The organism is Prauserella cavernicola (genome assembly GCF_016595675.1).
Lineage (GTDB): Bacteria > Actinomycetota > Actinomycetes > Mycobacteriales > Pseudonocardiaceae > Prauserella_A > Prauserella_A cavernicola.
The window spans coordinates 776561-798521 of sequence record NZ_JAENJH010000001.1; the positions used below are offsets into that span (position 1 = coordinate 776561).

A 21961-nucleotide genomic window follows, 5' to 3' on the forward strand; every position below is an offset into this window, starting at 1 on the left:
TGCGGTCGGGTCAGGACGCGGGCACGGTGACGCCGGCCCAGCCGGCCGTCAGCAGCCGGCCGTCGGAGTCGCGGCGCACCCAGATCTCGAGGTCGACGCGGAGCCCGTCGTCGACAGGGGTGACCGCCGTGACGACTCCGGTCGAGGTGAACGGGTCGAAGACGTCGAGCGGGGCGAGGAACTTGACCCGCAACCAGCCGGAGGTGAGAAAGGACGGTCCACACCGGAGTGTGAGCAGCTGGGCGAGCACGCCGAACTGCTGCTGTCCCTGCACGATCGGCGTCGGCAGGCCACCGGAGCGCGCCACGTCGATGTCGTTGTGGATGTTGCGCACGTACTCGCCGATGCGGCTGAACACGGCGGCCTGCTCGGCGGTGATCGTCTTCGGCAGCGGCGCCAGCACGTCGCCGGCCCGCACCCCGGCGTCGACGGTGTCGACCTCCCTGGCGTCGGCGGGCACCTCGCCGGTGACGCGCTTCTCGGGCTTCGCCGAGCCGCGGCCCGCGATCTTGCCGGGATTGGTCTTGAGGATCTCGACGCCGCGGTGACGCACGACGCTGCGCCCGTCCTCGCCGGTGGCGCGCGCCTCCATCACGACGTAGCCCTCACCCCGGCGCTCGTAGGCCTCGGTGTAGGTGCCGCTCAGGGTCACCACCTCGTCGAGCTTCGCCGGGCTGTCGAACCACATCTGTTCCTCGGTGTGGTAGCCGACCACCTTGCTGCCCGCGTAGACGAGCGTGAACAGCTGGACGAGGTCGTTGCCCAGCAACGCCGCCTGGCCCACGCGCCCGCCGAAGGGGCTGTCGGACAGCGCCCACGGCGAGTGGTCGTCGTGGGTGAAGGCGTAGCGCTTGATCTTGTGGTCGTCGACCACGACCTGGACGGTGCCGAGGTCCTCCGGGATGTCGAGGTTCTCGAACTCCGGCTCCTTGAGCCCGGCCTCCAGGTCGGTGACCTCGGCGGCGCGCCGGGGATCGGTCAGGTCCCGCCAGGGCCGCTGCGCGTCGGTCATCGGGCCTCCTCGTGCTCGTCCTCGCCGATGCGGTTCATGTCGGCCTTGTTCGTCTCGGGTGCCAGGTAGGCGCACACCAGCCCGATGACCACGCAGACCGCGGTGATCAGCGCGATGGGCCACGGGTCACCGCCGGTGGCGGCGAACAGCGCGGTGGAGGCCAGCGGCCACAGTCCGATGAGAATGCTCGGCACCTGCGCGGCCAGCGACAGTCCCGTGTAGCGGACCTTGGTGCCGAACAGCTCGGAGAAGAACGCGGGCTCCACGCCGTAGAGGGCGCCGACACCGATCGCGTAGCCCACGGCGTAGATCACGTACATGAGCACGACCGCGTCGCCGTCGAGGATCCAGAAGAACGGGAACGACACCACCAGCGCCACGACGGAGCCGATGATGAACACCGCGCGCCTGCCGATGCGGTCGGACAGCTTGCCGAAGAAGTAGTACGTGTAGATCGCCAGCGCGGCCGCGACGGTGCTCGCGATGAGCACGTCCGTGCGCGGGATGTCGGTGTAGTTCTCCGCGAAGGTCAGGCCGATGGTGAGGATGATGTAGCCGAACACGGCCTCGCCCAGCCGCATGCCCATCGCCAGCAGCAGCGGCCGCTTGAACTTCGTGAACAGCTCGGCGATCGGCATCTTCTCCTTGACCTGGTCGCCTGCCGCCTGCGCCTCGAGCTTCTCCTGCGCCGCCTGGAACGTCGGCGTCTCGGTGAGCTTGAACCGGATGAACAGGCCGACCGCGATCAGTACGGCGCTGAGCAGGAACGGGACGCGCCAGCCCCAGGAGAACAGCGCCTCGTCGGGCAGTGACGCGACGACCGCGAAGATGCTCGTGGACATCACCAGGCCGACGGCGTTGCCGATCTGCGGGAAACTGCCGTAGGCGCCACGTTTGCCGGCCGGCGCGTACTCCACGGCGACGAGCGAGGCGCCGCCCCACTCCCCGCCGACACCGAAGCCCTGGATCAGCCGGAGCAGCACCAGCAGTACCGGAGCCCAGATGCCGATCTCGTTGGTGGTGGGCAGCAGTCCGATGAGGAACGTCGAGACGCCCATCATCATGAGCGTGGTCACGAGCGCGGCCTTGCGACCGAACTTGTCGCCGAAGTGGCCGAAGACGATGCCGCCGACGGGCCGGGCGAAGAACCCGACGCCGAACACCGCGAACGCCGCGAGCGTGCCGATGATCGGGTCGTCCTCGTTGGGGAAGAACAGGTGGCCGAAGACCAGGGCCGAGGCGGTGCCGAAGATGAAGTAGTCGTACCACTCGACGGCGGTGCCGACGAGGCTGGCGACGGCGGCGCGCTTGGCGAGCCTGGTGCGTTCGGCCTCGGTGGAGGGAGGAGCTGTGGCGGGCTCAGCCATGATGACTCCTTTGTCGATCTGGGGGGACGGGGAGGAGAGGGCGGGGAGGCAGCGGTGCGCCGGGTCAGAGCAGCGGGGCGGGGCGAGCGGGGTCGTCGCTCACGTCCGCGGTGGCCCAGCCGAGCGCGGTGCGCGTGCCGTCGGCCTTGTCGACCCAGACCTCCAGTTCGAGCCTGCCGTCGTCGGTGACGCCGGAGACCGCGCCGCCGGTGGTCAGCTCGTCGCCGACGAACACCGGGGACACGAACCGCAGGTCGAGCTCGCCCGAGGTGAAGAAGCTCGCGCCGAAGAAGTCCACGACGTTGGCGACGATGAACCCGGTCTGCTGCTGGGCCTGCACGATCGTGCGGTCGAGCCCCGCCGCGGCGGCCTTGTCCCGGTGGGTGTGCACGTTGGCGTAGCCGCGGCCCGCCCACGAGAACGCCGACATCTGGTCCTGCGTGAACGCCGTGCTCCGCGACGGGATGGCGGCGTGCGCGGGCGCGTCGAGGCTCGCGCGGGTCACGGCGGGCAGGCTCGCGTCGACGGTGCCGCGCACCGAGCGCGGCCGGGCGTCGCCCGCGGCCCTGCTCTTGCCGACCACGTCGCCCGCGACGGTTCGCATGATCTCCTTGCCGACGTGGCGCACCAGCAGCCTGCCGTCGGCGCCGCGCGCCTCCGCCTCGAGGGTCACGTAGCCCTGGCCGCGGCGCTCGTACTTGTCCACGTAGCCGCCCTGCACCGTCACGGTCTCGCCGACGGGGATGGGCGCGTGGAAGGTCAGGTGCTCATGGGTGTGCAGGCCCTGGGCGGTGTTGCCGTCGTAGTTCTCGTAGAACAGGAACAGCAGGTCGTTGGCCAGGACGAGCGGGTGGCCGACGGGGCCACCGAACGGCGACTCACCGAAGTACCAGGAGCCGAAGTCGTCCTCGCAGTAGGCGTAGTCGAGCACCTTGCGCCGGTCGACGGTCACGGAGACCGGGCCCATCGGCTCAGGCACCTCGACCAGCTCGTAGCGAGCTTCTTTCAGCTGCGACGCCATTGTCACCTCCACCAGGGGACGTTCTGTTTGACTAGATGTATAGACGACTAGGCAGCAACGTAGGCCCGCGTTCGTGAGTTGTCAACCGATGACGTCCACTTGGCGAGGATTGACTGGCGTGCGACGAAAGTCGGTTGCCGCGTTGCAAACTGGTCTGAACCATGTCCGTTTGTTCATGCTGGCAACAAACCGACGGTTGGCGGTGACGAGATGTCCGGACGGCACTCCCCTAGGCGCCCACGACGACTTCGGCTCGGCATAGCACTAGCGGCGCTGACGGCGACCGCGCTCACTCCCCTGGTCGCCCACGCGAGCCAGGCCGCGCCGGAGAGACCCCGCGCGGCGGCGACCACCTTCGAGGACAACTTCGACGGACCGGCCGGCCAGGCGGTCGACGGCTCGAAGTGGAACATGGAGACCGGCGACGGCGTCAACAACTTCGAACGGCAGTACTACACCGACTCCACGGCCAACGCGGCACTCGACGGCCAGGGCAACCTGGTGATCACCGCTCGCCGCGAGAACCCGGCCAACTACCAGTGCTGGTACGGCACGTGCGAGTACACCTCGGCCCGGCTCAACACCTCGGGCAAGTTCAGCCAGACGCACGGCCACTTCGAGGCGCGCATCAAGATGTCCGAGGGCCAGGGCATGTGGCCCGCGTTCTGGATGCTCGGTGACGACTTCGGCGACGTCGGCTGGCCGCAGAGCGGCGAGATCGACATCATGGAGAACGTCGGCTACGAGCCCAACACGGTGCACGGCACCATCCACGGCCCCGGCTACTCGGCGGGTGAGAGCATCGGCACCGGGCACTCGATCGACGGCAAGTTCGCCGACGAGTTCCACACCTTCGCGGTGGACTGGTCGCCCGAGCGCATCGTCTGGTCGGTCGACGGCACCGTGTTCCAGACCCTCACACCGGCCGACGTCAACGGCAACGAGTGGGTCTTCGAGAAGCCGTTCTTCATGATCCTCAACCTCGCGGTCGGCGGCCAGTGGCCCGGTGATCCCGACGGGAACACGCGGTTCCCGAACACGCTGACGATCGACTACGTCCGCGTCACCGACACGCCGCAGCGCTGAGCCGAGGGAGTGATCATGGGACGCAGGACGACCGGCGCGCTGGCCACGGCCGCGCTTCTGGCCGGCGGGCTGTCACTGCCCGCGGCCGCCGCCGAGACCACGGCGGCGGAAACACAACAGGCATCGATGGCGGTGGCGCCGTACCTCTACAACGGCTGGGGCTCGCCGCCGGACCCGGTTCCGGTGATGGAACAGACCGGGGTCCAGTGGTTCACGCTCGCGTTCGTGCTCAGCGAGGGCACCTGCACGCCACGCTGGGACGGCACCAGAGCGCTCAACGGTGGCCCCGACCAGGCCACGATCGAGGCCGTGCGCGCGGCGGGCGGTGACGTGGTCCCGTCGTTCGGCGGGTGGAGCGGCAACAAGCTCGAGGAGACCTGTGGCACCGCGGGCGAGCTCGCGGGCGCCTACCAGGAGGTGATCGACGCCTACGATCTGAAGGCGATCGACATCGACCTCGAGGCCTCGGCCTACGAGAACCCCGAGGTGCAGCAGCGCGTGATCGACGCGCTGAACACCGTGAAGGCCGACAACCCCGGCATCACGGTCTACGTCACGATCGGCACCGGGCAGGACGGTCCCGACGGCGGCATGATCGAGCGGGCGGCGACCTCCGGGCTCACCGTCGACGCCTGGACGATCATGCCGTTCAACTTCGGCGGCAACGGCCAGAACATGGGCGAGCTGTCGGTCCGGGCCGCCGAGGGCCTCAAGAACACGGTGCGCGATGCCTACGGCTACAGCGACGCCGAGGCCTACTCCCACATCGGGATCTCGTCGATGAACGGCAACACCGACGTGGGCGAGGTCGTGACGCAGGAGGACTTCCGCACCATGCTGGCCTACGCGCAGGAGCACCAGCTGGCGAGGCTCACGTTCTGGTCGCTCAACCGCGACCGGCCGTGCGACGGCGGCGCCGTCGACAGCTGCGGCGGCATCGACCAGTCGCCGTGGGAGTTCACGAGCATCCTGGCGCAGTACACCGGCTGATCCGGGCGCGGGAAGGAGAGCGGGGGTGCGCCGGTTCGGCGCACCCCCGCTCTTCGCGTCAGTGGGCCGCCGCGACGACCCCGCTCAGCTCGTTGGGCGACTGATCCAGCGACGCCGTCGCCGTCTTCTCGCCGGTGGCGAGGTCGACGGCGTGCAGCTCGTTCTGGCCGGGGTCGGACACGTAGGCCACGCCGTCACGCACGAAGATCGCCGGTCGCGGCTCCTGCCACTCCAGCGGCTCCTCCCACTCGCCGATCACCGGGATGGTGCGGGTGACCTTCGCGCTCGCCGGGTCGATCTCGTGGATCGCGCCGTCGGTGCCGAGCACCAGCGCCTCGCCCTCCGGTCCCCTGGCCAGCGACCGGAACGTGTAGCTCGTGCCCAGCTCGACCAGGCGCAAGCTGTTCTGCTCGGTGTCGATGAGCGACACCTGAGTCGGCCGCTCCAGCTCGGCGTCCTCGTCCTTCTTGTAGTCGCCGAGCACGACGGCCGAGGAGTCGGAGCCTGCCTGGTTGCCGATGCGGCCGTACTCGTCGGGGCTGTCGACCTTGGTGATCGCGCCGTCGCGGTAGACGAGCACACCGTTCTCGCAGCCGACCACCACGGTCTCGTTCTTCGCGGTCGCCTCGCCGTGCACGCCGGGGCACTGCTCGTTGCGCACGATCTCGTTGCGGTCGGCGTCGAGCACCATGAGCCCGGTGCGCTCCTCCTCGTTGCCAAGGGTGACCACGAGCTCACCGTTCTCCAGCTCCACGGCGACACCGTGGTGCGGCTCGGCCGTGGTGTAGGAGCTGGTCTCGGGTGTTCCCTCGGACAGCCCGTGCGGGTCGAAGCTCACGACCTCGCCCGTGCCGTCGGAGAACAGCACAGTGCGGCCCGCGTGCCGCACCACGTGGCCGGGCTCGGCGCCGGGGAACTCCACGTCGGTCAGCTCGGCGCCCGCGGCGTCGAGCACCTGGAAACCATCCGATGTGGACACCATGACGTGCTGCTCGTCGCCGGCCGGGTTGATCCGGTTGAAGCCCTCGAGCTGCAGGTCGGCCTTGACCTCGAGGGTGTTGCCGTCGAGCACGTACATGCCGCCGTCGTAGGTCGCCACCACTGGGTCGGCGACCGAGGTCCGGCTCTGGCCCTGCTCCGCGCCGCCGCCCTCCTGCCCGCCCTGCGACGACTCCTCGGTGCCACACGCGCCGAGCGCGAGCACTGCGGCCGCCACTGTGGACAGTCCGGCGACACGCCGGGTTCGCAGCGTGTTTCTCATTCTCACTCCGTATCTCTTGGTGGGGCTGGATTTCAGGTCCGGCCGAGGCCGGTGACGATCGTGTCGGTGTTGGCGCGCATCATGTCCAGGTAGGTCGGCGCCCCTCCCCCTGCTTCACTCAGCGACTCGGAGAACAGCGCCAGTACGTCGACGTCCACGCCCGCCTGATCGGCGAGCACGCGGGCGAGCCGGTCGGGCTGTGACGAATCGGCGAAGATGGCCCCGACTCCCGCCTCGCGGATGGTGCCCGCGAGGTCGCTGAGGTCGGACGGGCTCGGCGAGGCGAGCGTGGTGCCGCTCGGCACGACCGCGCCCACCACCTCGAACCCGTAGCGCTGCGCGAGATAGCCGAACACGTGGTGGTTGGTGACGAGCTTGCGCCGCTGCTCGGGGATCTCGGCGAAGCGCTCGGTCATCCACCGGTCCAGCTCGTCCACGCGCTCCAGGTACGCGGCGGCGTTCGCCCGGACAGCGGCTTCGTCCACGCCCTCGACGTCGCGCACCACGCGTTCGGTGATCACCTCGACCGCGGTGCGCACCCGCGCGGGGTCGGTCCAGAAGTGCGGGTCGGACGCGCCGTCCTGCTCGTCGCCGCGATAGCGGATGGGGTCCACCTCGTCGCCCACCGCCAGCGTCGGCACTCCGGCCTCGGCGGCGGCGTCGACGTTGCGCTGCACGCCCTCCTCCAGGCCGAGTCCGTTGTGGACGACCAGCCCCGCCTGCTCGAGCATCGCCGCCTCCTGCGCCGAGATCGCGAACGAGTGCGGGTCGGCGTTGGGCTTCATGAGCACCGTCACCGGGGCCTCGTCGCCGACGACCTCACGGGTGAGGTCCCCGAGGATGTTGGTGGTCACCACCACGCCGCCACCCGAGCCGGACGCGGTGCACCCGGTGAGCGCGAGCAGCAGCGCGAGGACGAGTGCCAGCGGGCGCGCCCTCACCGGCCCGTCTCCACGACGTGCGACGGGGTGATGCCGGTGTCGAACGTGCGGGCCACGCGCAGCGAGTCGTTGTAGTCGATCTCGTGGACGCGCTTGCCCGCCGGGTCGTTGACGTAGGCGCGGTTGGTGTCGACCTGGATCGACGGCGTCGCCCCGTCGGGCACGCCGCCCTCCAGCAGCGGCCTGCTCGCCTGATGCTCACCGGTGACGGCGTCGTAGGCGTGCAGCACCCCGTCGGGCGTGAGCGCGAGCAGCGGCGCGCCCTCCCCGACGACGTTCACGGCGGCCACGGACCCCGTCTCGACGAAGGTCCACGCTCGTTCGGACACGTCCAGCGACCAGACGCCGCGCTCCCCGGCCGTCGCGGCGAGCGTCGCACTGCCCGGCCGGTGGGTGAACTCCGACGCGCGCTCGCCCTCGGGAACCGGCTCGGGGTACGGGATCTTCTCGCCGGTGAACTCGCCGTCGTCCTCGCTGACCAGCAGGGCTCCGTCGGCGCAGCCGAACACGACGCCACGCCGCGTCACCGCGGTGCCCTCGGGCTCGGGACAGCGCTCGGCGACGGGAGAACCGCCACTGCCGTCCCGGGCGGCGACGCGCAACTGATCGCCCTCGGCGAGCAGCAGCTTCTGCTCGTAGGGCACCGCGAGGCCGTCGAGGGACTCGCCGGGCGGCACCTCGCCGTCCTCGAGCGCGGGGCGGTCGAGCACGCTGGTGGTGCCATCGGCCAGCGGCACGGTCGTGACGGCCGGGTCGGTGTGCGCGGCGACGGCCCGGCCGTCGAGCCTGCCCGCCCCGCCGATGGCGGCGCGGTAGTAGTGCACGTGGTCGCCGTGGTCGACCATCCAGGCGCCGCTGTCGATCACGTGCGTCGCGCCGCCGGTGGCGAGGTAGGCGAAACGGCCGTCGGTGCTGATGTCGCGCACGCCCGCCACGTCGTCGAGTTCGGTGACCTCTTCGGTCAGCAGGTCGAGCACCCGGACGGCGCCACTACCCGCGTCGGCGAGCACGAGCCGCGACTGCGCCTCGGCGGTCTCCTCGGCGCCCTCGACGTAGCCGTGCGGCACGCTCGACCCGGCGGGCTCGGCAGGCGCGTCAGGTTCGGCGCCGCCGCAGGCGCTCAGCAGCAATCCCGCGGCCGCCACCAGCACGGCGGCCTTGTTGTGTCCTCTCACGATGACGTCGCGATCCCCTCTTCGGTGGTGGTTCGGCTGTCGCGGACGCGACTGGCCAGTGCGGAGACGAAGAACAGCGCCACGGCGACGGCGGCGATGGTCGCGCCCGCCGCGGTACCCCAGTGCCACGAGACGAGCAGCCCGGTGCCGGTGGCGAGGCAGCCGAGCAGTGCGGCGCCGAGCATGATCAGCGGGATCCTGCTCGCCCAGAACATGGCCGCCGCGGGTGGCGCGATGAGCAGGCCGAACACCAGCAGCGTGCCGACGACGTGGAACGACGCGACGATCGCGAGCGTGAGCAGGCCCAGCAGCACCGCGTGGGCGAGCTTCGGTCGCAGGCCGAGGGTGTGGGCGGTACGGGTGTCGAAGCTCAGCGCCAGGAACGCGCGGTAGCCCAGCGCCGAGACCACCGCCGCCACCCCGAGCGCGACGGCCAGCTGAACGAGGTCGGTGTCGCGGACCGCGAGCACGTCACCGAACAGGAAGCCGGTGAGGTCCACGGCGAAGGACTGCGAGTGCGACACGATGATCACGCCGATCGCGAGCATGCCGACGAACAGCAGTCCGATGGCCGTGTCCTGGGAGAACCGGCGCGAGCGCCCCAGCGCGGTCACGCCGAGTGCCATCACCCCGGCGCTCACCGCCGCGCCCACGAGCAGGTTGCCGCCCGCCATCGAGGCCAGCGCGACCCCGGGCAGCATCCCGTGCGACATCGCGTCGCCGAGGAAGGCCATGCCGCGCAGCACCACCCAGGTCCCGGCCAGTGCGCAGATCAGCGACACGAGTACGCCGCCCCACAGAGCCCGCTGGACGAAGGAGACCTCGAACGGGGCGAACAACCATTCCACGACGAGTCACCCTATAGTGAAAACGAATGTCGTTTCAAACAGAAGGTGTCATGACGCACAGCGAGAACTCGGGCGAGGTCAGGATCGACGGGCTGACGGCCGGCTACGCGGGCAGGACCGTGCTGCACGGGATCACCGCGCGCCTGCCGCACGCGAGCGTGACGGCGATACTGGGACCCAACGGCTCAGGCAAGTCCACGCTGCTCGGCGCCGTCGCGGGCGTGGTTCCCACCACCGGCGGCACCGTGACGCTGCCACCCGGCGTGCGCCCGGCGTTCGTCGTGCAGCGCAGCGCCGTGTCGGACCGGTTGCCGATCACCGTGCGCGAGACGGTGGCCATGGGCCGCTGGGCTCACCGGGGGCCGTGGCGCCGGCTGTCCCGAGAGGACCACGACGTCGTCGCGGAGTCACTGGCCGCGCTCGGGATCTCCGATCTCGCCGCGCGCCGCCTCGGGTCGCTGTCCGGCGGACAGCGACAGCGCGCGCTCGTGGCGCAGGGACTCGCACAGCGTTCAGCGGTACTGCTGCTCGACGAGCCCTCGACCGGGCTCGACGTACCCGCCCGCGAGGCCATCGCCACGGCGCTCGCCGACGCCGCCGCGGCCGGCACCACCGTGGTGCACGTGACCCACGACCTCGACGAGGCCGAGTCCGCGGGGCACTGCCTGCTGCTGCGGGAGGGACGGCTGCTCGCCGCGGGCGCGCCCGCGGCGGTGCTCACCGGCACCACTCTCGACGCGGCGTGGGGCCTGCGCCGCGCACGATTCGATGTGGACTAGCGAGGGCGGTCCGCGCGCAAGACGTGGTGCTGCCCGTCGTCGGCGGCGTTCTCGGGCTCCAGGTGGCCCGTCACCGTGTGGTTGTAGCCGGCCGAGCGCAGCGCCGACCACGACGCGACGTTGCTCGCCACCACGGGAACGACGATCGCCGGGGCGTCGGGGTACTCAGCCCAGCACAACCGGGTGAACTCGCGGACGAGACCGGTGCCGAGGCCCTGACCGAGCACGTCCGGCTCCCCGAGGAAGTAGTCGATCGTGAGCGCGCCGGCGGGCACGTCCGCGAGCTCGATCAGGTCCTGATGGTCGTCGGGGTAGTCGAAGATCCGGCAGCGCTGCGCGAAACCGATGGGCCTGCCGTCGAGCTCCACCACGAAGTCCTCGGAGGGCTCGGTGCCCTCGATGCTGCCCGCGAAGTCGCGCTCCACCGCCTCGTCGCTGGTGTCGTGCTGCCAGAACCGGTCGACGTGCGGCGTGCGCAGCCACCGCTGGATCACCGGGAGGTCCTCGCGTGTCGTGCGCCGGAAGCTCAGCACGTCGCCGAGCTTATCCCCATCCGTGGCCGCGGCGGCTCCGAATTCCGGGCATGACCGCACGCGAACGGGACGTTGGCACCCCACGGCTGAGCTGGTGGCACGCCGTGCTGCTCGGCGTCCTCGCTCTGGCAGCCGCACTGGCCGCCGGGCACCTGGTGGCCGGGTTCATCAGTGTCAACGCCTCCCCCTACCTCGCGGTGGGCAACGGCGCGATCGACCTGACGCCGACGTGGCTCAAGGACTACGCGGTCCGGACTTTCGGCGTCTACGACAAGATCGTGCTGCTCGGCGGTATGGCCGTGGTGCTGGTGCTCGTGTCGGCGCTGGCGGGTCTGGCCTCCCGGCGTCGCCCGCTGCCCGGGCTGACGGTGATCGCGGTGTTCGGGCTGGTCGGCGTGCTCGCCGTCGCCGTGCGCCCCGACCTCGACGTCGTCGCGGTGCTGGCCCCGCTGGCCAGTCTCGGCATCGGGGTGGGCGTCTTCGCCTGGCTGCACCGGCTCGGCCTCGCCAGGGCGGGCGCGCGCGACGCCGAGGAGTCCACGACGGAGCCCAGCAGGCGCGTGGTGCTGCTGGCCGGTGCCGGGGTGGCGCTCGGCGCCGGCGTCGCCGGCGCGGGCGGTCAGCTGCTGACGCGCACCAAGGACGCGGCGTCGTCGCGGGCCGCCATCGGCAGGCTGGTGCCCGCCCAGCGGGCGCCGGCCATCCCCGCGGACGCGGACTTCGCCAAGCTCGGCACGCCGACGTTTCTGACCCCCAACGAGAACTTCTACCGCGTGGACACGGCGCTGACGGTGCCCCAGCTGCGGGCCGAGGACTGGAGTCTGCGCCTGCACGGCATGGTGGAGCGGGAGCTCACGGTCGACTACGCCGACATCCGCGACCGCCCGCTCGTCGAGCGGACCATCACCATGACCTGTGTGTCCAACGAGGTCGGCGGCGAGTACGTCTCCACGGCCAACTTCATCGGCATCGACCTCGGCGACCTGCTGCGCGAGGCCGGTATCCAGCGCGGCGCCGAACAGGTCTTCTCCACCAGTGTGGACGGCTACACCGCGGGCAGCCCCGTGGCGGCGGCACTGGACCGCGACCGGGGCGCGATGCTCGCCATCGGCATGAACGGCGAACCCCTCCCGCTGGAGCACGGCTTTCCCGCCCGGCTGGTCATCCCAGGACTTTACGGCTACGTGTCGGCCACCAAATGGGTCACCGATCTCGAGATCACCACGTGGGACGCCCGGCGGCCGTACTGGCTGGAACGCAACTGGGCCAGGGAGGCGCCGATCAAGACGCAGTCCCGCATCGACACGCCGAAGGGCTTCGACTCGGTTCCGGCGGGCACGGTGCGGGTGGCCGGGATCGCGTGGGCCCAGCACACAGGAATCGAGAAGGTCGAGGTGCGGCTCGACAAGGGGCCGTGGCAGGAAGCCGAGCTCACCCGCGAGGTCAACCTCGACACCTGGCGCATGTGGTGGGCCGAGCTCGACGTCCCGGCGGGCAGCCACCAGGTGGTCTGCCGCGCCACCGACAAGTCCGGCCACACCCAGACCGACGAGCGGATGGGCACCGTGCCCGACGGCGCCACCGGCTGGCACGTCATCACCTTCACCGCGGCGTAGGCGGCCCTCGACCAGCCCGGCCGGGGTGGCTGCCCACACCCACGATCCACCCCGGCCGGGTTTCCACCGGGTTCAGCGCCGCCGGGCGGCTACACCTCGGAGTAGAAGCTGAGTTTGTTCCCGTCGGGGTCGAGGAAGTCGAAGTAGTCGACGGCCCCCGGGACGTGCTCGAGGTGCCCGACCTCGATCCCCGCACCGACAAGACGTTCCCGCTCCGCGGCGGCGTCACCGACTCCGAATCGGGTCACCACTTCCGCCGTGCCCAGCTGGAACTCCACCACGCCGTCAGCGGGGGCGAGGTCGGGACTCGACAACTCGAATACCTGCCGATACGACGTCACGGCGCGGTCGAGGTCGCTCACCGGGAGCCCGACGGTCACGCTCTGCACGTCCATGCCTTCATTCTGGCGTGCCGCGCTGTGACACCGTGGACCCCGGCATCGCCGCCGTCGGGACGGACACCCAGGCCATCGAGTGAGGAGCACCATGTTCGACAACTACGACGCGCTGAGCTTCGACTGCTACGGCACCCTGATCGACTGGGAGGCGGGCATCGCCGCGGTGATCGGGCCGTGGGCGCGCCGGTTCGACTCGACGCTCACCGACGAGCAGGTGCTCGTCGCCTACGCCGACGAGGAGGCCAGGGTCGCCAAGGAGGCTCCGGCCACCCTGTACCCCGACGTGCTCGCCGAGGCGTTCCGCGCCACCGGCCGCAAGCTCGGGCACCCCGTCACCGACGCCGAGGCCGAGCGGCTCGGGTCGTCGGTGCCGGACTGGCCCGCGTTCGCCGACTCCCACGACGCGCTCGCAGCACTCGGCGAACGGTTCCAGCTCGTCATTCTCTCCAATGTGGACCGGCAGAGCTTCGAGGGCAGCAGGCAGCGCCTCGATGTCGAGTTCGACCACATCATCACCGCGCAGGACGTGGGCAGCTACAAGCCAGCGCAACGCAACTTCGACGTGCTCACCGACTACGCGCGGGACAAGGGCCTGCGCCTGCTGCACGTGGCGCAGAGCCTGTTCCACGACCATGTTCCCGCGCGGCGAGCCGGCCTGCCCGGTGTGTGGATCAACCGCAGGCACGACCGGCCGGGCTGGGGCGCCACCCCCGACCCTGGCCGGTCGGTGACGCCGGACTGGGAGTACCCGTCGATGGCCGCGTTCGCCGAGGCGGCCCGGGGCTGACGAGCGGGTGCGGACGCCGCGCTCACGCGGGCGCGGCGTCCGCGCCCAGCTCGCGCTCGGCCGCGTCCAGTACCTTGCGGACGTCCTCCACGTGTGGGTGCCGCAGGTCCTCGAGGATGACGATGGCCTCGCGATAGCACTCGAGCGCCCTGGGGATGCGGCCGATCTCGCGATACAGATCGCCGAGCGCCTCGAGGTTCTCGGCCTGCCCGGACCGGGACCGGTGCCGCCGGTCGATGTCGAGCGCCTGGTTCAGCGCCCGCTCCGCGTCGTCGAAGCGGCCCAGCTTGATCAGCGACTCCCCGAAGCTGTGCAGGGTGGAGGCGCAGTTGCGCGGGTCGTCGATCTCGTTCATCCGCTCGAGCGCCTGGCCGAAGAAGCCCAGCGCCTCGGTGTACTCACCGAGCAGTTCGTGGACGTGGCCGAGGTTGTTCAGCACGCGCGCGCCCAGGAACCCGTTGCCGCGCGTGAGGTCGATCTCCCGTGCTTCCCTGAGCAGCCCGATCGACGCCTGCAGGTCACCGCGCATCGCCACCGCGGCGCCGAGGTTGTTCAGACTGCGCAGCAGGCAGTCGGGGTCGTCGAGCTCGCGGCTGATCTCCAGCGACTGCCGCAGGTGCCCCACCGACTCGTCGGGATTTCCCCGCTGTCCGTAGGCGATCCCGAGGTCGCTGAGAGCCCACGCCTCACCGAACCGGTCACCGTCGTTGCGGGCCGCGAGCAGTCCCTTGTGGGCGATGGCGATCCAGATCGTCCAGTCACTGCGGCGTTCCAGGTAGGCCCGCAGTACGAGCGACTGACGCCACGCGACGCCCCACAGCTCGTGCTCGATGGCCACGTCGATCGCGGCGACGAGCGTGGCGTGCTCGGTCTCGAGCCAGAACAGAGTCGCATCGGTGCCGTCGAAGGACGGGACGGCCGCGGGTGCGGGTATCCCGTCGAGCGGCACCTCGTCGCTGCGCACGAGGACCCGCCGGGCGGCCGCGCTCGCGTGCAGGCACCACTCCAGCAACCGGGAGATCGCCTCCCCGCGATGCTCGGGCGCGTCCTGCGCGACGAGGTCGCGGGCGTAGTCGCGGAGCAGATCGTGCAGGCGGTACCGGTCGCCCGCCACCGCGCTCACGAGATTCTCGTCCGCGAGGTGGTCCAGCACCCGCTGCGCGACGGCGTGCGCGACCCCGGCCAGCGCGGCGACCGACCACGCGGTGAAGTCGTCGCCGGGATGCAGACCCAGCAGCCGGAAGACGCGCTGCGACTCCGGGCTCAGCGCGAGGTAGGACAGGTCGAAGGCGGCGCGCACGCGCCGGGTGCCCGCCGCGAGCTCGCTCGTGCGGTCCTCGGCCGCCCGCAGCCGGGAGGCGAGGTCGCCGATGCTCCACGTGGGCCTGGCCTGCAGGCGATGGGCCATCAGCGCGACCGCGAGCGGCAGCCGTCCGCACAGGTCGATCACCTTGTGCGCCGCGGCCTCCTCGCCCGCGACCCGGCGTTCGCCGATCACTCTGGCGAGCAGGGACCGGCCGTCGGCGGGCGTGAGCACGTCGAGCGGGAGCAGCTGCGCGCCGTCGAGTGCGAGCGCGCGGCGGCTGGTGACCAGCACCAGGTGCGTCGGACCCGCGGGCAGCAGTGGCAGGACCTGGTCCTCGCTGGCCGCGTTGTCGAGCAGCACCAGCACCTTCTTGTCGTGCAGCCGGTCCCGGTACAGCGCCGCGCGGGCGTCGGTCTCGGCCGGGATCTGGTCTCCGGACACGCCGAGCAGGTGCAGGAACGAGGCCAGTACCGTGGCGGGGTCCGCGGCGGGCTGGTCGGCGTGGCCGTTGAGGTCGACGTAGAGCTGCTGGTCGCCGTACTTGCCCTCGGACAGCAGCCGGTGCGCCAGCCGCACGGCCAGGCGGGTCTTGCCGACCCCCGCCATGCCGACGATGCTCGTGATCGCGGTCGCGGTGCCCGCCTCACCCGCACCCGTGAGGTTGCCGTGCAACGTCCGCAGCTCGGCCGCGCGGCCGGTGAACTCGGCGATGTCGCGGGGCAGTTGCCGGTGCGCGCGGGTCACGGTGCCGACCGGCGCCGGGCGGTCCACCTCCTGACGCAGCACCCGCTGGTGCGCCTCGGCCAGCTCCGCGCCGGGAACCACACCGAGCTCGTCGGCGAGGTGCCTGCGCAGCTCCGAGAACACCGAGAGTGCCGCGGCCTGCTGCCCGCTGCCGGCCAGCGCGATCATCAGCGCGGCGTGTGCGGCCTCGTGCAACGGGTCGGACTCCACGACCTCGCGCAGGGCCGCGACCGCGTCGCCGTGCCTGCCCGCCTCCGCCGAGACCTTGGCATAGTCGAGCACCACCGAGTTGCGTTCCGCGCCCAGCGCCACCGCGGCGGGATGCACGTGCAGCACGGGCAGATCGCCGAGCGGGTCGCCATCCCACAGCTCCGCGGCCTGCCCGAGCGCGGCGCACGCCCCGGCGAGGTCTCCCCGCTGCCACGCGAGCTTTCCCTCCTCAGCCAGCTGCCGGAACCTCAGCACGTCGAGCTGCTGGTGCGTCACCGTCAGCTGGTAACCGAGCTGGGTCGCGGTCAGCACGCGGCCTGCCTGGGCGTCACCCTGACGCGACGCCAGCCGCCTGCGCAGGCGCGACACGTTGGTCTGCAACAACTCCACGGCGGTGGGCGGCGGTTTGCCCTCCCAGACCACCTCCATCAGCTCGTCCCTGCTCACCGGCGCGTTCGGCGAGAGCGCGAGCATGCCGAGCAGCAACCGCTGACGCACCGAGCCGAGGTCGACGTCGCGGTCGTCCACCCGTACCGAGAGCGGCCCCAGCACGCGCAACCACAGGTCGTAGCCAGGGGTCTCGCTCTGCTGGACGAGCAGCTCCAGATCCGCCGTCTCCTCATGGGTCAGTCCGAGAGCGAGAGCGAGTCTGCGCAGCGTCGCCAGCCGGGGTCTGGCGACGCGGCCCTGTTCGAGGTCCCGCAGCCAGGCGACGCTCATGCCGGCGAGATCCGCGGCCTGCTGCTGGGTCAGTCCAGAGCGCGCGCGGAAGTCACGGATCGATTGGTCCAGCCTCCGGCCCTGACGGCCAGACGTGGCGTTCATTCCGCTCACCGTGCCGCACGATGAGATCGGCTACGTAGCACCGAGGTCATGTCGGGGGCCCATCCGTCCTGATTCGCGGACCATGTCTTTGCCCAGCCTCGGATGCCGGAAACGCGAAGTTGGTTCCCTTCTCCTCGGCCGCAATCCCCCACGCACACCCACCGCACCGTCCCGGGAACACGCGGACCCAGCCACGAGCAGTCCTCCTCCTTCCCGGGACACGGCGGGTGATTTGTCCGACCCTACCGGCAGCGCGAACACGGCGCGCCCAGGGTCACGGATGGTCTCCAGGCGGTCGTCGGTGACCGAGCAGCGGACCGACTCGGTGGCGCGACGCCGGGCCCTCCGCGGCGCCGCGACCGAAGTAGACGATGGGTGCGGGACTAGGACGCTCTGGCGTAGCTGCCCCGGCAGACACACGCGGACTCGCGGGAGTCGATGCCCCCGGAGTCCTCGTCGAACACGGTCTCCAGAATCCAGCCGGTCCCGCCACAATCGCGGCAGGGGTTCTCCTCGCTGCTCATCACGGCCTCCGTTGCACGTTAGGCGAACTGGAGCACAGCATCGCCGCAGGCGCTGACAGACCACGGACAGTGCGCCTGCCCGGCCGGAACCGGCGAACCGCCTGTTCACGCATGTGCGGGAGAACTCGTACGGTGCCGCTACGACTCGACTACGGACAGGCATCGCTCGCCTACGGAGCCGGAGCGAGCGGCTGCTGCCAGCCCAGGCGCGCGAGGAGCCTGCTCGTGGCGGCGTCCGGCTCGCCGCCCATCGAGGCGAGCGCCGCGCGCAGGTCCTCGACCGTCCGGCCGACGCGCTCGGGCTGGTGCTCGGACTGGAAGAGCAGCAGGGTGCGCCACAGTCCCTCCATGCGCGGCAGCAGCACAAGCCCCCGCCGCAGCGCCCACTCCACTCCGGCGACGTCGCCGCCCGCCATCGCGAGCTCAGCGGCCCGGCGTACACAGTGGACGCTTCGGGCCCTGAGGTCCTCCATCGCGCCGTCGAGAGCGAGCCGTACCGGCGCGGTGAACCCGGCGGTGTCGAACAGTTCTCCTCGCACGAGCCCGAGCGCGTTGGTGAGCCTGGCTCGTTCGGTGCTGGGCTCACTGCCACCCGCCAGGTCCAGGAACAGCTGCCAGTCGACCCGCACCCGGGGCGACAACCTCCAGCCGCCACCGGAGTCCCGCAACCGTGGCGCGCCCGACTCCTCGGCGCCGAGCCAATTGTGCAGGTGGCGCACGACATCGGCGGCCGAGTGGCCTGCGACCTCGGCCAGCAGCGAGGCGGACAGGCCTCCCGGCAGAATCGCCGCGGCCGCCACGAGCTGCGCGAGAAACGGCCGCCGGTCGGGCGGCACGGCGCCGGGGGCCTGGACCTCCAGCGGACCGAGCACCCGCACCTCGGCCTTGGCGGGCGCACGCAGCACCACGGTGCGCTGGAACCCCGTGCCGCCCTCGCCCTCGGCGAACCAGACGGGCTCCCCTGGTGAGGGAGCGCCGGGGTCGAACGTCGCGGGCACCACCGCGCTGCCCTGCGCGAGCAGCAGTTCGCCCCGCAGTGTCGCCAGCACGCCGGCGATCGACTCGAACCGCAGACCGAGCGGGCCCAGTTGCGCCTGCCCGTCGGGGCCGACACCCACGACCCACCGTGCCGCGTAGGCCTTGCCCGTGCACAACACCACCACGGCTCCGCGCGCGTCCTCGGCGAGGTGGGCGAGCCGGTCGAGATCGGGAGCCGACGGCGGCCTGGCCACGATCACCACCAACACGCCCTGGGGCTGGCGCAGGAAAGCCTCCGCGATCGTCACCGCCTCCGCGGCCGAGACGGCCCTGCGGACCCTGCCGGGGGCAGGGAGCACGACGTCGACGCCGAATCCGGCGAGCAGCACCGTCACCTCCCGGGACCACGGGTTGGTGACCAGCTCGAACGCGATCGCCTCGAGCAACCGCACCGCCTGCGTCTCGTCCCCGTCCACGGTGACGAGCCCACGCGCCTGCCTCAAATCGACGAGCACGTCGCACTCCTGGACGCGCCCGAGCGTCACCACGGCGGGGAAGCCCGCGGGCAGGCGACGGTCGGAGCCGAGATCCGCAATGGACAGTGACCACGCCTGCCCCGGCGGCCCGGAGGGGTCCGGCCGCCAGCGGCCCGGCGGCCGTCCACCGGAACCGCCGAGCCGCAACGCCACGTGGTCGCGGCCGACGAACAGCGCATGCACCGCCGGCGGCTCGCCCCGGGCCAGTTCGCCCAGCGCGGCCGCGGTGAGCGCCGAGGCGCGGACGTCGCGCATCACCCACGCTCCCGCCAGCAGCTCGGGCCGAGGGAGCGGCCGTCTCCACCGGCGCCACAGTGGCGGCCCGGCGGCGATCGCGAGCCCGAGCAGCGCGCCGCCCACGGCGAGGCAGGCGAACAGCAGTGGCGCGGTCACCGCGCGCCGTCCGGTTCCAGGCCGGTGAAGAGATCCAGCAGCACGTCGCCGGGCAGGATGAGCTCGGTTCGTGCGCCCGGGTCGAAGCACAGGGCGTGGTCGGGCCCCGGCCAGCGGGCCAGCAACAGCACGAACGGCACCTCGACGTGGTGCCGCCGCGGACCACTGGTCGCCTCCAGTCCCGCGCGCGAGCTGAACACCGGCACCAGCGGCGAGTCCCGCGGACCGACGGTGAGCCACGGGAGCTCGCGGGCGAGCTCGGCACCGGAGACCTCCCGCTCGGTGGGGACGAACACGGTGGAGTCGAGCAACAGCGCCAGGAACGCGTCGGTGTCCTGCCGGTCCGCGGCGTCCCACAGCGCGGACTGCAGCGCGCCCGCGGGCGAATCCGTACCCGCCCCCTGCTCCGCGCCGAGCTCGTCGAGACAGCTCTGCCGCAACAGACTCACGATGTTCTCCGTCATGGAGTCGGCGAGGGCCTCCACCGGCACGATCTCGTCCTGGCCCTCGCGCAGCTGGGTCACGGAATCCACCGGCAGGGACACCGAGATCGGCGAGCCGGGGTTGACCGCGAGGTGACGGGCCGGGTCCTCCCATCGTGCGCGCAACGACGGCAGATCTGTGTCGTTGTGCCCCCGCGCCAGCCCGCCCAGGCTCCACGCCAACGTCTCCGCAGAGGTATAGACCATAACGTGTTCCCGGGACAGCGGAATCCGCCTCGTCAGGCTCTCCCAGTCGGCGGTGTCGGGCGCCGGCAGGACCGGCAGCAGCAACGGGCTGCGCAGCAGCAGATTCGCGTACTCCGCTCCGTCACCGGTTTCGAGCGCGGCGACCATCGCCCGCTCGGCGTCGTTCGCCGGCTCCCACGACATGTCCACCGGGCCATCACCGTCCTCTGTCACCAATACAAACCCGGTGACGCAAGGGCAGGGTATGGTCGGCGACGATGCCAAGGACCTTGCTCGTCGCACCGGGTCAACGCGGTGCGCACTCCTCGATCACCGAGGCGCTCGAGGCCGCCGACGACGGTGCGGTCATCTCGGTGAGCGCCGGCGAGTACGAAGAGACCCTGCCGGTGCGGGGCCGGGACGTCACGATCGCCGCCCGCGAGAACGGCACCGTCACGATCACGCCGATGCCGCGCGACGAGCCCGTGGTCTCCGCCGTCGGCGCCAGGGTGACGCTGTCCGGACTCGTCCTGCGTTCGGGAGACCGCCCGGCCGTCGAGGTCCGCGGCGGCACCGCCCGCGTCACCGACTGCGAGGCGTCGGCGGGCCACGCGGCCGCGATCAGCGTCACGGCCGGTGCCGACGTGGAGATCACGGGCACGCGGGTCACCGGAGGGCAGGTCGGGCTCGTCGTCGAGGAGTCCGACGCGGTCATCGATCGGTGCGAGGTGCGAGACATCGCCGACGACGCCGTGATCCTGCGCCTCGGCGCGCAGGCCACCGTGCGCCATTCCACAGTGGCAGGCTGCGGGTTCCGCGGCATCTACCTGTACCAGGCAGGCGGCTCGCGAGTGGAGCGCTGCGACATCTCGCACACGGGCGACGCGGGCATCGCCGTCGCCGACCAGACCTTCCCCGTGATCGACGAGTGCTGGGTACACGACACCCAGGGCCCCGGCATCACCGTGGGCCGAGGGTGCGGCGGAACGGTGCGCAACTGCCGCGTGGAGAACACCGCGGCGCCGGGCATCCACGTCGACGCCGACGCCAGAACCGAGATCACGCAGGACTCCGAGGGTCCCTCCACGCCGCAGGTCGGCGCCGCGAAGGCGACGGCGGGCAGGCAGGACGCCGAACAGGTGGAGAAACTGCTGGCCGAGCTCGACGGCATGATCGGGCTCGCCGGGGTGAAGCGCGAGGTGCGCGCACTCATCGACGAGCTGCAGGTCAACGAGTGGCGGCGCAGCGAGGGCCTCAGCGTCGGCGCGGTGAGCAACCACCTGGTGTTCGCGGGCGCACCCGGCACCGGCAAGACCACGGTGGCCCGGACCTACGGCAAGCTGCTCAAGGCACTGGGCGTGCTGCCGAACGGCAACTTCCGGGAGGTCTCGCGGCGCGACCTGGTGGGCCAGTACATCGGGCACACGGCGGAGAAGGCCGCGTCGGTGTTCGACGAGGCGCGCGGCGGCGTGCTGTTCATCGACGAGGCCTACACGCTCTCGCGTTCGGGTGGCAGCGGCGCCGACTTCGGCCAGGAGGCCATCGACACGCTCGTGAAGCTCATGGAGGACCACCGCGACGAGGTGGCCGTGATCGTCGCGGGCTACACCGGCGAGATGCTGGAGTTCCTCGACGCCAACCCGGGTCTGGCATCGAGGTTCGCCAAGAACATCGAGTTCGAGAACTACAGCCCCGAGCAGCTGGTGAAGATCAGCGGCCGCATCGCGGGCGGCGACGACTACCGGCTCACCGGCGATCTCGACGCGGCACTGCTCGAATGGTTCGCCCACGTGGAGCGCGACGACAACTTCGGCAACGCGCGCGAGGCGCGCAAGCTCCTGGAGCGGATGCGTAAATCGCAGTCGACGCGCCTGCGGGGCCTCGGCCGCAGGCCGAGCAGGAACGACCTGCTCACGCTGACCCTGGACGACCTGCTGGACGCGATCCGCCAGGACGACTGAGC

At 71.3% G+C, this 21961-nt stretch carries 19 protein-coding genes; 6 read left to right on the forward strand and 13 right to left on the reverse strand.

Annotated features, from left to right (window positions below):
* Positions 1-10 precede the first annotated feature (10 nt).
* The 3 genes from JHE00_RS03820 to JHE00_RS03830 form a co-directional block, all read right to left on the reverse strand.
* On the reverse strand, positions 11-1012 hold the full coding sequence (locus JHE00_RS03820; protein WP_200314755.1) for a MaoC family dehydratase: 1002 nt from the start codon (positions 1010-1012) through the stop codon (positions 11-13).
* Positions 1009-2379 (reverse strand): MFS transporter, encoded by a 1371-nt coding sequence (locus tag JHE00_RS03825; protein WP_200314757.1) that lies wholly within the window; start codon positions 2377-2379, stop codon positions 1009-1011. Before JHE00_RS03825 ends, JHE00_RS03820 begins: the two co-directional genes overlap by 4 nt.
* A 64-nt stretch (positions 2380-2443) precedes the next feature.
* On the reverse strand, positions 2444-3400 hold the full coding sequence (locus JHE00_RS03830) for a MaoC/PaaZ C-terminal domain-containing protein (RefSeq protein WP_200314759.1): 957 nt from the start codon (positions 3398-3400) through the stop codon (positions 2444-2446).
* Positions 3401-3610: 210 nt separating this feature from the next.
* On the opposite strand from JHE00_RS03830, the gene JHE00_RS03835 reads away from it, so the two are divergent.
* Both JHE00_RS03835 and JHE00_RS03840 read left to right on the forward strand, forming a co-directional pair.
* Positions 3611-4486 (forward strand): glycoside hydrolase family 16 protein, encoded by an 876-nt coding sequence (locus JHE00_RS03835; RefSeq protein WP_200314761.1) that lies wholly within the window; start codon positions 3611-3613, stop codon positions 4484-4486.
* A gap of 15 nt (positions 4487-4501) precedes the next feature.
* Complete coding sequence (locus tag JHE00_RS03840; RefSeq protein ID WP_200314763.1) at positions 4502-5476, forward strand: chitinase; 975 nt, start codon at positions 4502-4504, stop codon at positions 5474-5476.
* A 58-nt stretch (positions 5477-5534) separates the two neighbouring features.
* Here the strand turns inward: JHE00_RS03840 and aztD are convergent, their stop codons facing one another.
* From aztD to aztB, 4 genes are read right to left on the reverse strand one after another with little or no spacing between them, the layout of a single operon-like run.
* The gene (gene aztD / locus JHE00_RS03845) at positions 5535-6737 is read right to left on the reverse strand and encodes a zinc metallochaperone AztD (RefSeq protein ID WP_200314765.1); all 1203 of its coding nucleotides are present in this window, start codon (positions 6735-6737) and stop codon (positions 5535-5537) included.
* Positions 6738-6769: 32 nt separating this feature from the next.
* The gene (gene aztC / locus JHE00_RS03850; RefSeq protein ID WP_200314767.1) at positions 6770-7678 is read right to left on the reverse strand and encodes a zinc ABC transporter substrate-binding protein AztC; all 909 of its coding nucleotides are present in this window, start codon (positions 7676-7678) and stop codon (positions 6770-6772) included.
* Entirely contained in the window at positions 7675-8853 is a 1179-nt protein-coding gene (locus JHE00_RS03855; protein ID WP_200314769.1) for a hypothetical protein, read from the reverse strand. The genes aztC and JHE00_RS03855 overlap by 4 nt, the downstream gene beginning before the upstream one ends.
* Positions 8850-9701 carry a zinc ABC transporter permease AztB gene (aztB, locus tag JHE00_RS03860; RefSeq protein ID WP_200314771.1) on the reverse strand — a complete coding sequence of 284 codons (852 nt, stop codon included), beginning with the start codon at positions 9699-9701 and terminating at the stop codon, positions 8850-8852. The genes JHE00_RS03855 and aztB overlap by 4 nt, the downstream gene beginning before the upstream one ends.
* 50 nt (positions 9702-9751) lie before the next feature.
* Between aztB and aztA the strand changes: the two genes are divergently transcribed.
* Complete coding sequence (gene aztA / locus JHE00_RS03865; RefSeq protein WP_200314773.1) at positions 9752-10480, forward strand: zinc ABC transporter ATP-binding protein AztA; 729 nt, start codon at positions 9752-9754, stop codon at positions 10478-10480.
* Here the strand turns inward: aztA and JHE00_RS03870 are convergent.
* On the reverse strand, positions 10477-11013 hold the full coding sequence (locus JHE00_RS03870; protein WP_200314775.1) for a GNAT family N-acetyltransferase: 537 nt from the start codon (positions 11011-11013) through the stop codon (positions 10477-10479). The genes aztA and JHE00_RS03870 overlap by 4 nt on opposite strands.
* A gap of 50 nt (positions 11014-11063) precedes the next feature.
* Here JHE00_RS03870 and JHE00_RS03875 point away from each other — a divergent pair, with 50 nt between their 5' ends.
* On the forward strand, positions 11064-12629 hold the full coding sequence (locus JHE00_RS03875; protein ID WP_200314777.1) for a molybdopterin-dependent oxidoreductase: 1566 nt from the start codon (positions 11064-11066) through the stop codon (positions 12627-12629).
* An 89-nt stretch (positions 12630-12718) separates the two neighbouring features.
* Here the strand turns inward: JHE00_RS03875 and JHE00_RS03880 are convergent, their stop codons facing one another.
* Complete coding sequence (locus tag JHE00_RS03880; RefSeq protein WP_200314779.1) at positions 12719-13024, reverse strand: VOC family protein; 306 nt, start codon at positions 13022-13024, stop codon at positions 12719-12721.
* 91 nt (positions 13025-13115) lie between these two features.
* On the opposite strand from JHE00_RS03880, the gene JHE00_RS03885 reads away from it, so the two are divergent.
* Positions 13116-13814, forward strand: a complete 699-nt coding sequence (locus tag JHE00_RS03885) for an HAD-IA family hydrolase (RefSeq protein ID WP_200314781.1) — start codon at positions 13116-13118, stop codon at positions 13812-13814.
* 22 nt (positions 13815-13836) lie between these two features.
* On the opposite strand, the gene JHE00_RS03890 is transcribed toward JHE00_RS03885, so the two are convergent.
* The 4 genes from JHE00_RS03890 to JHE00_RS35760 all read right to left on the reverse strand — a co-directional run bounded on the left by JHE00_RS03890 (position 13837) and on the right by JHE00_RS35760 (position 20232).
* On the reverse strand, positions 13837-16899 hold the full coding sequence (locus JHE00_RS03890) for a BTAD domain-containing putative transcriptional regulator (protein ID WP_200314783.1): 3063 nt from the start codon (positions 16897-16899) through the stop codon (positions 13837-13839).
* A gap of 383 nt (positions 16900-17282) precedes the next feature.
* Positions 17283-17423, reverse strand: a complete 141-nt coding sequence (locus JHE00_RS03895; protein ID WP_200314785.1) for a hypothetical protein — start codon at positions 17421-17423, stop codon at positions 17283-17285.
* Between the two features lie 170 nt (positions 17424-17593).
* Positions 17594-19330 carry a bacterial transcriptional activator domain-containing protein gene (locus JHE00_RS03900; RefSeq protein WP_200314787.1) on the reverse strand — a complete coding sequence of 579 codons (1737 nt, stop codon included), beginning with the start codon at positions 19328-19330 and terminating at the stop codon, positions 17594-17596.
* Positions 19327-20232, reverse strand: a complete 906-nt coding sequence (locus JHE00_RS35760) for an SseB family protein (RefSeq protein ID WP_200314789.1) — start codon at positions 20230-20232, stop codon at positions 19327-19329. Before JHE00_RS35760 ends, JHE00_RS03900 begins: the two co-directional genes overlap by 4 nt.
* Before the next feature lie 44 nt (positions 20233-20276).
* Here JHE00_RS35760 and JHE00_RS03910 point away from each other — a divergent pair, with 44 nt between their 5' ends.
* Positions 20277-21959 (forward strand): right-handed parallel beta-helix repeat-containing protein, encoded by a 1683-nt coding sequence (locus JHE00_RS03910; RefSeq protein ID WP_200314791.1) that lies wholly within the window; start codon positions 20277-20279, stop codon positions 21957-21959.
* The last annotated feature ends 2 nt before the right edge of the window (positions 21960-21961 follow it).

Coding starts and splice junctions, on each gene's coding strand:
- aztA (WP_200314773.1), top strand. CDS start 9,752: ATGACGCACAGCGAGAACTCGGGCGAGGTCAGGATCGACGGGCTGACG.
- JHE00_RS03895 (WP_200314785.1), bottom strand. CDS start 17,423: ATGAGCAGCGAGGAGAACCCCTGCCGCGATTGTGGCGGGACCGGCTGG.
- JHE00_RS03885 (WP_200314781.1), top strand. CDS start 13,116: ATGTTCGACAACTACGACGCGCTGAGCTTCGACTGCTACGGCACCCTG.
- JHE00_RS03910 (WP_200314791.1), top strand. CDS start 20,277: ATGCCAAGGACCTTGCTCGTCGCACCGGGTCAACGCGGTGCGCACTCC.
- JHE00_RS03820 (WP_200314755.1), bottom strand. CDS start 1,012: ATGACCGACGCGCAGCGGCCCTGGCGGGACCTGACCGATCCCCGGCGC.
- JHE00_RS03890 (WP_200314783.1), bottom strand. CDS start 16,899: ATGAACGCCACGTCTGGCCGTCAGGGCCGGAGGCTGGACCAATCGATC.
- JHE00_RS03880 (WP_200314779.1), bottom strand. CDS start 13,024: ATGGACGTGCAGAGCGTGACCGTCGGGCTCCCGGTGAGCGACCTCGAC.
- JHE00_RS03825 (WP_200314757.1), bottom strand. CDS start 2,379: ATGGCTGAGCCCGCCACAGCTCCTCCCTCCACCGAGGCCGAACGCACC.
- JHE00_RS03835 (WP_200314761.1), top strand. CDS start 3,611: ATGTCCGGACGGCACTCCCCTAGGCGCCCACGACGACTTCGGCTCGGC.
- aztD (WP_200314765.1), bottom strand. CDS start 6,737: ATGAGAAACACGCTGCGAACCCGGCGTGTCGCCGGACTGTCCACAGTG.
- JHE00_RS03830 (WP_200314759.1), bottom strand. CDS start 3,400: ATGGCGTCGCAGCTGAAAGAAGCTCGCTACGAGCTGGTCGAGGTGCCT.
- JHE00_RS03875 (WP_200314777.1), top strand. CDS start 11,064: ATGACCGCACGCGAACGGGACGTTGGCACCCCACGGCTGAGCTGGTGG.
- JHE00_RS03840 (WP_200314763.1), top strand. CDS start 4,502: ATGGGACGCAGGACGACCGGCGCGCTGGCCACGGCCGCGCTTCTGGCC.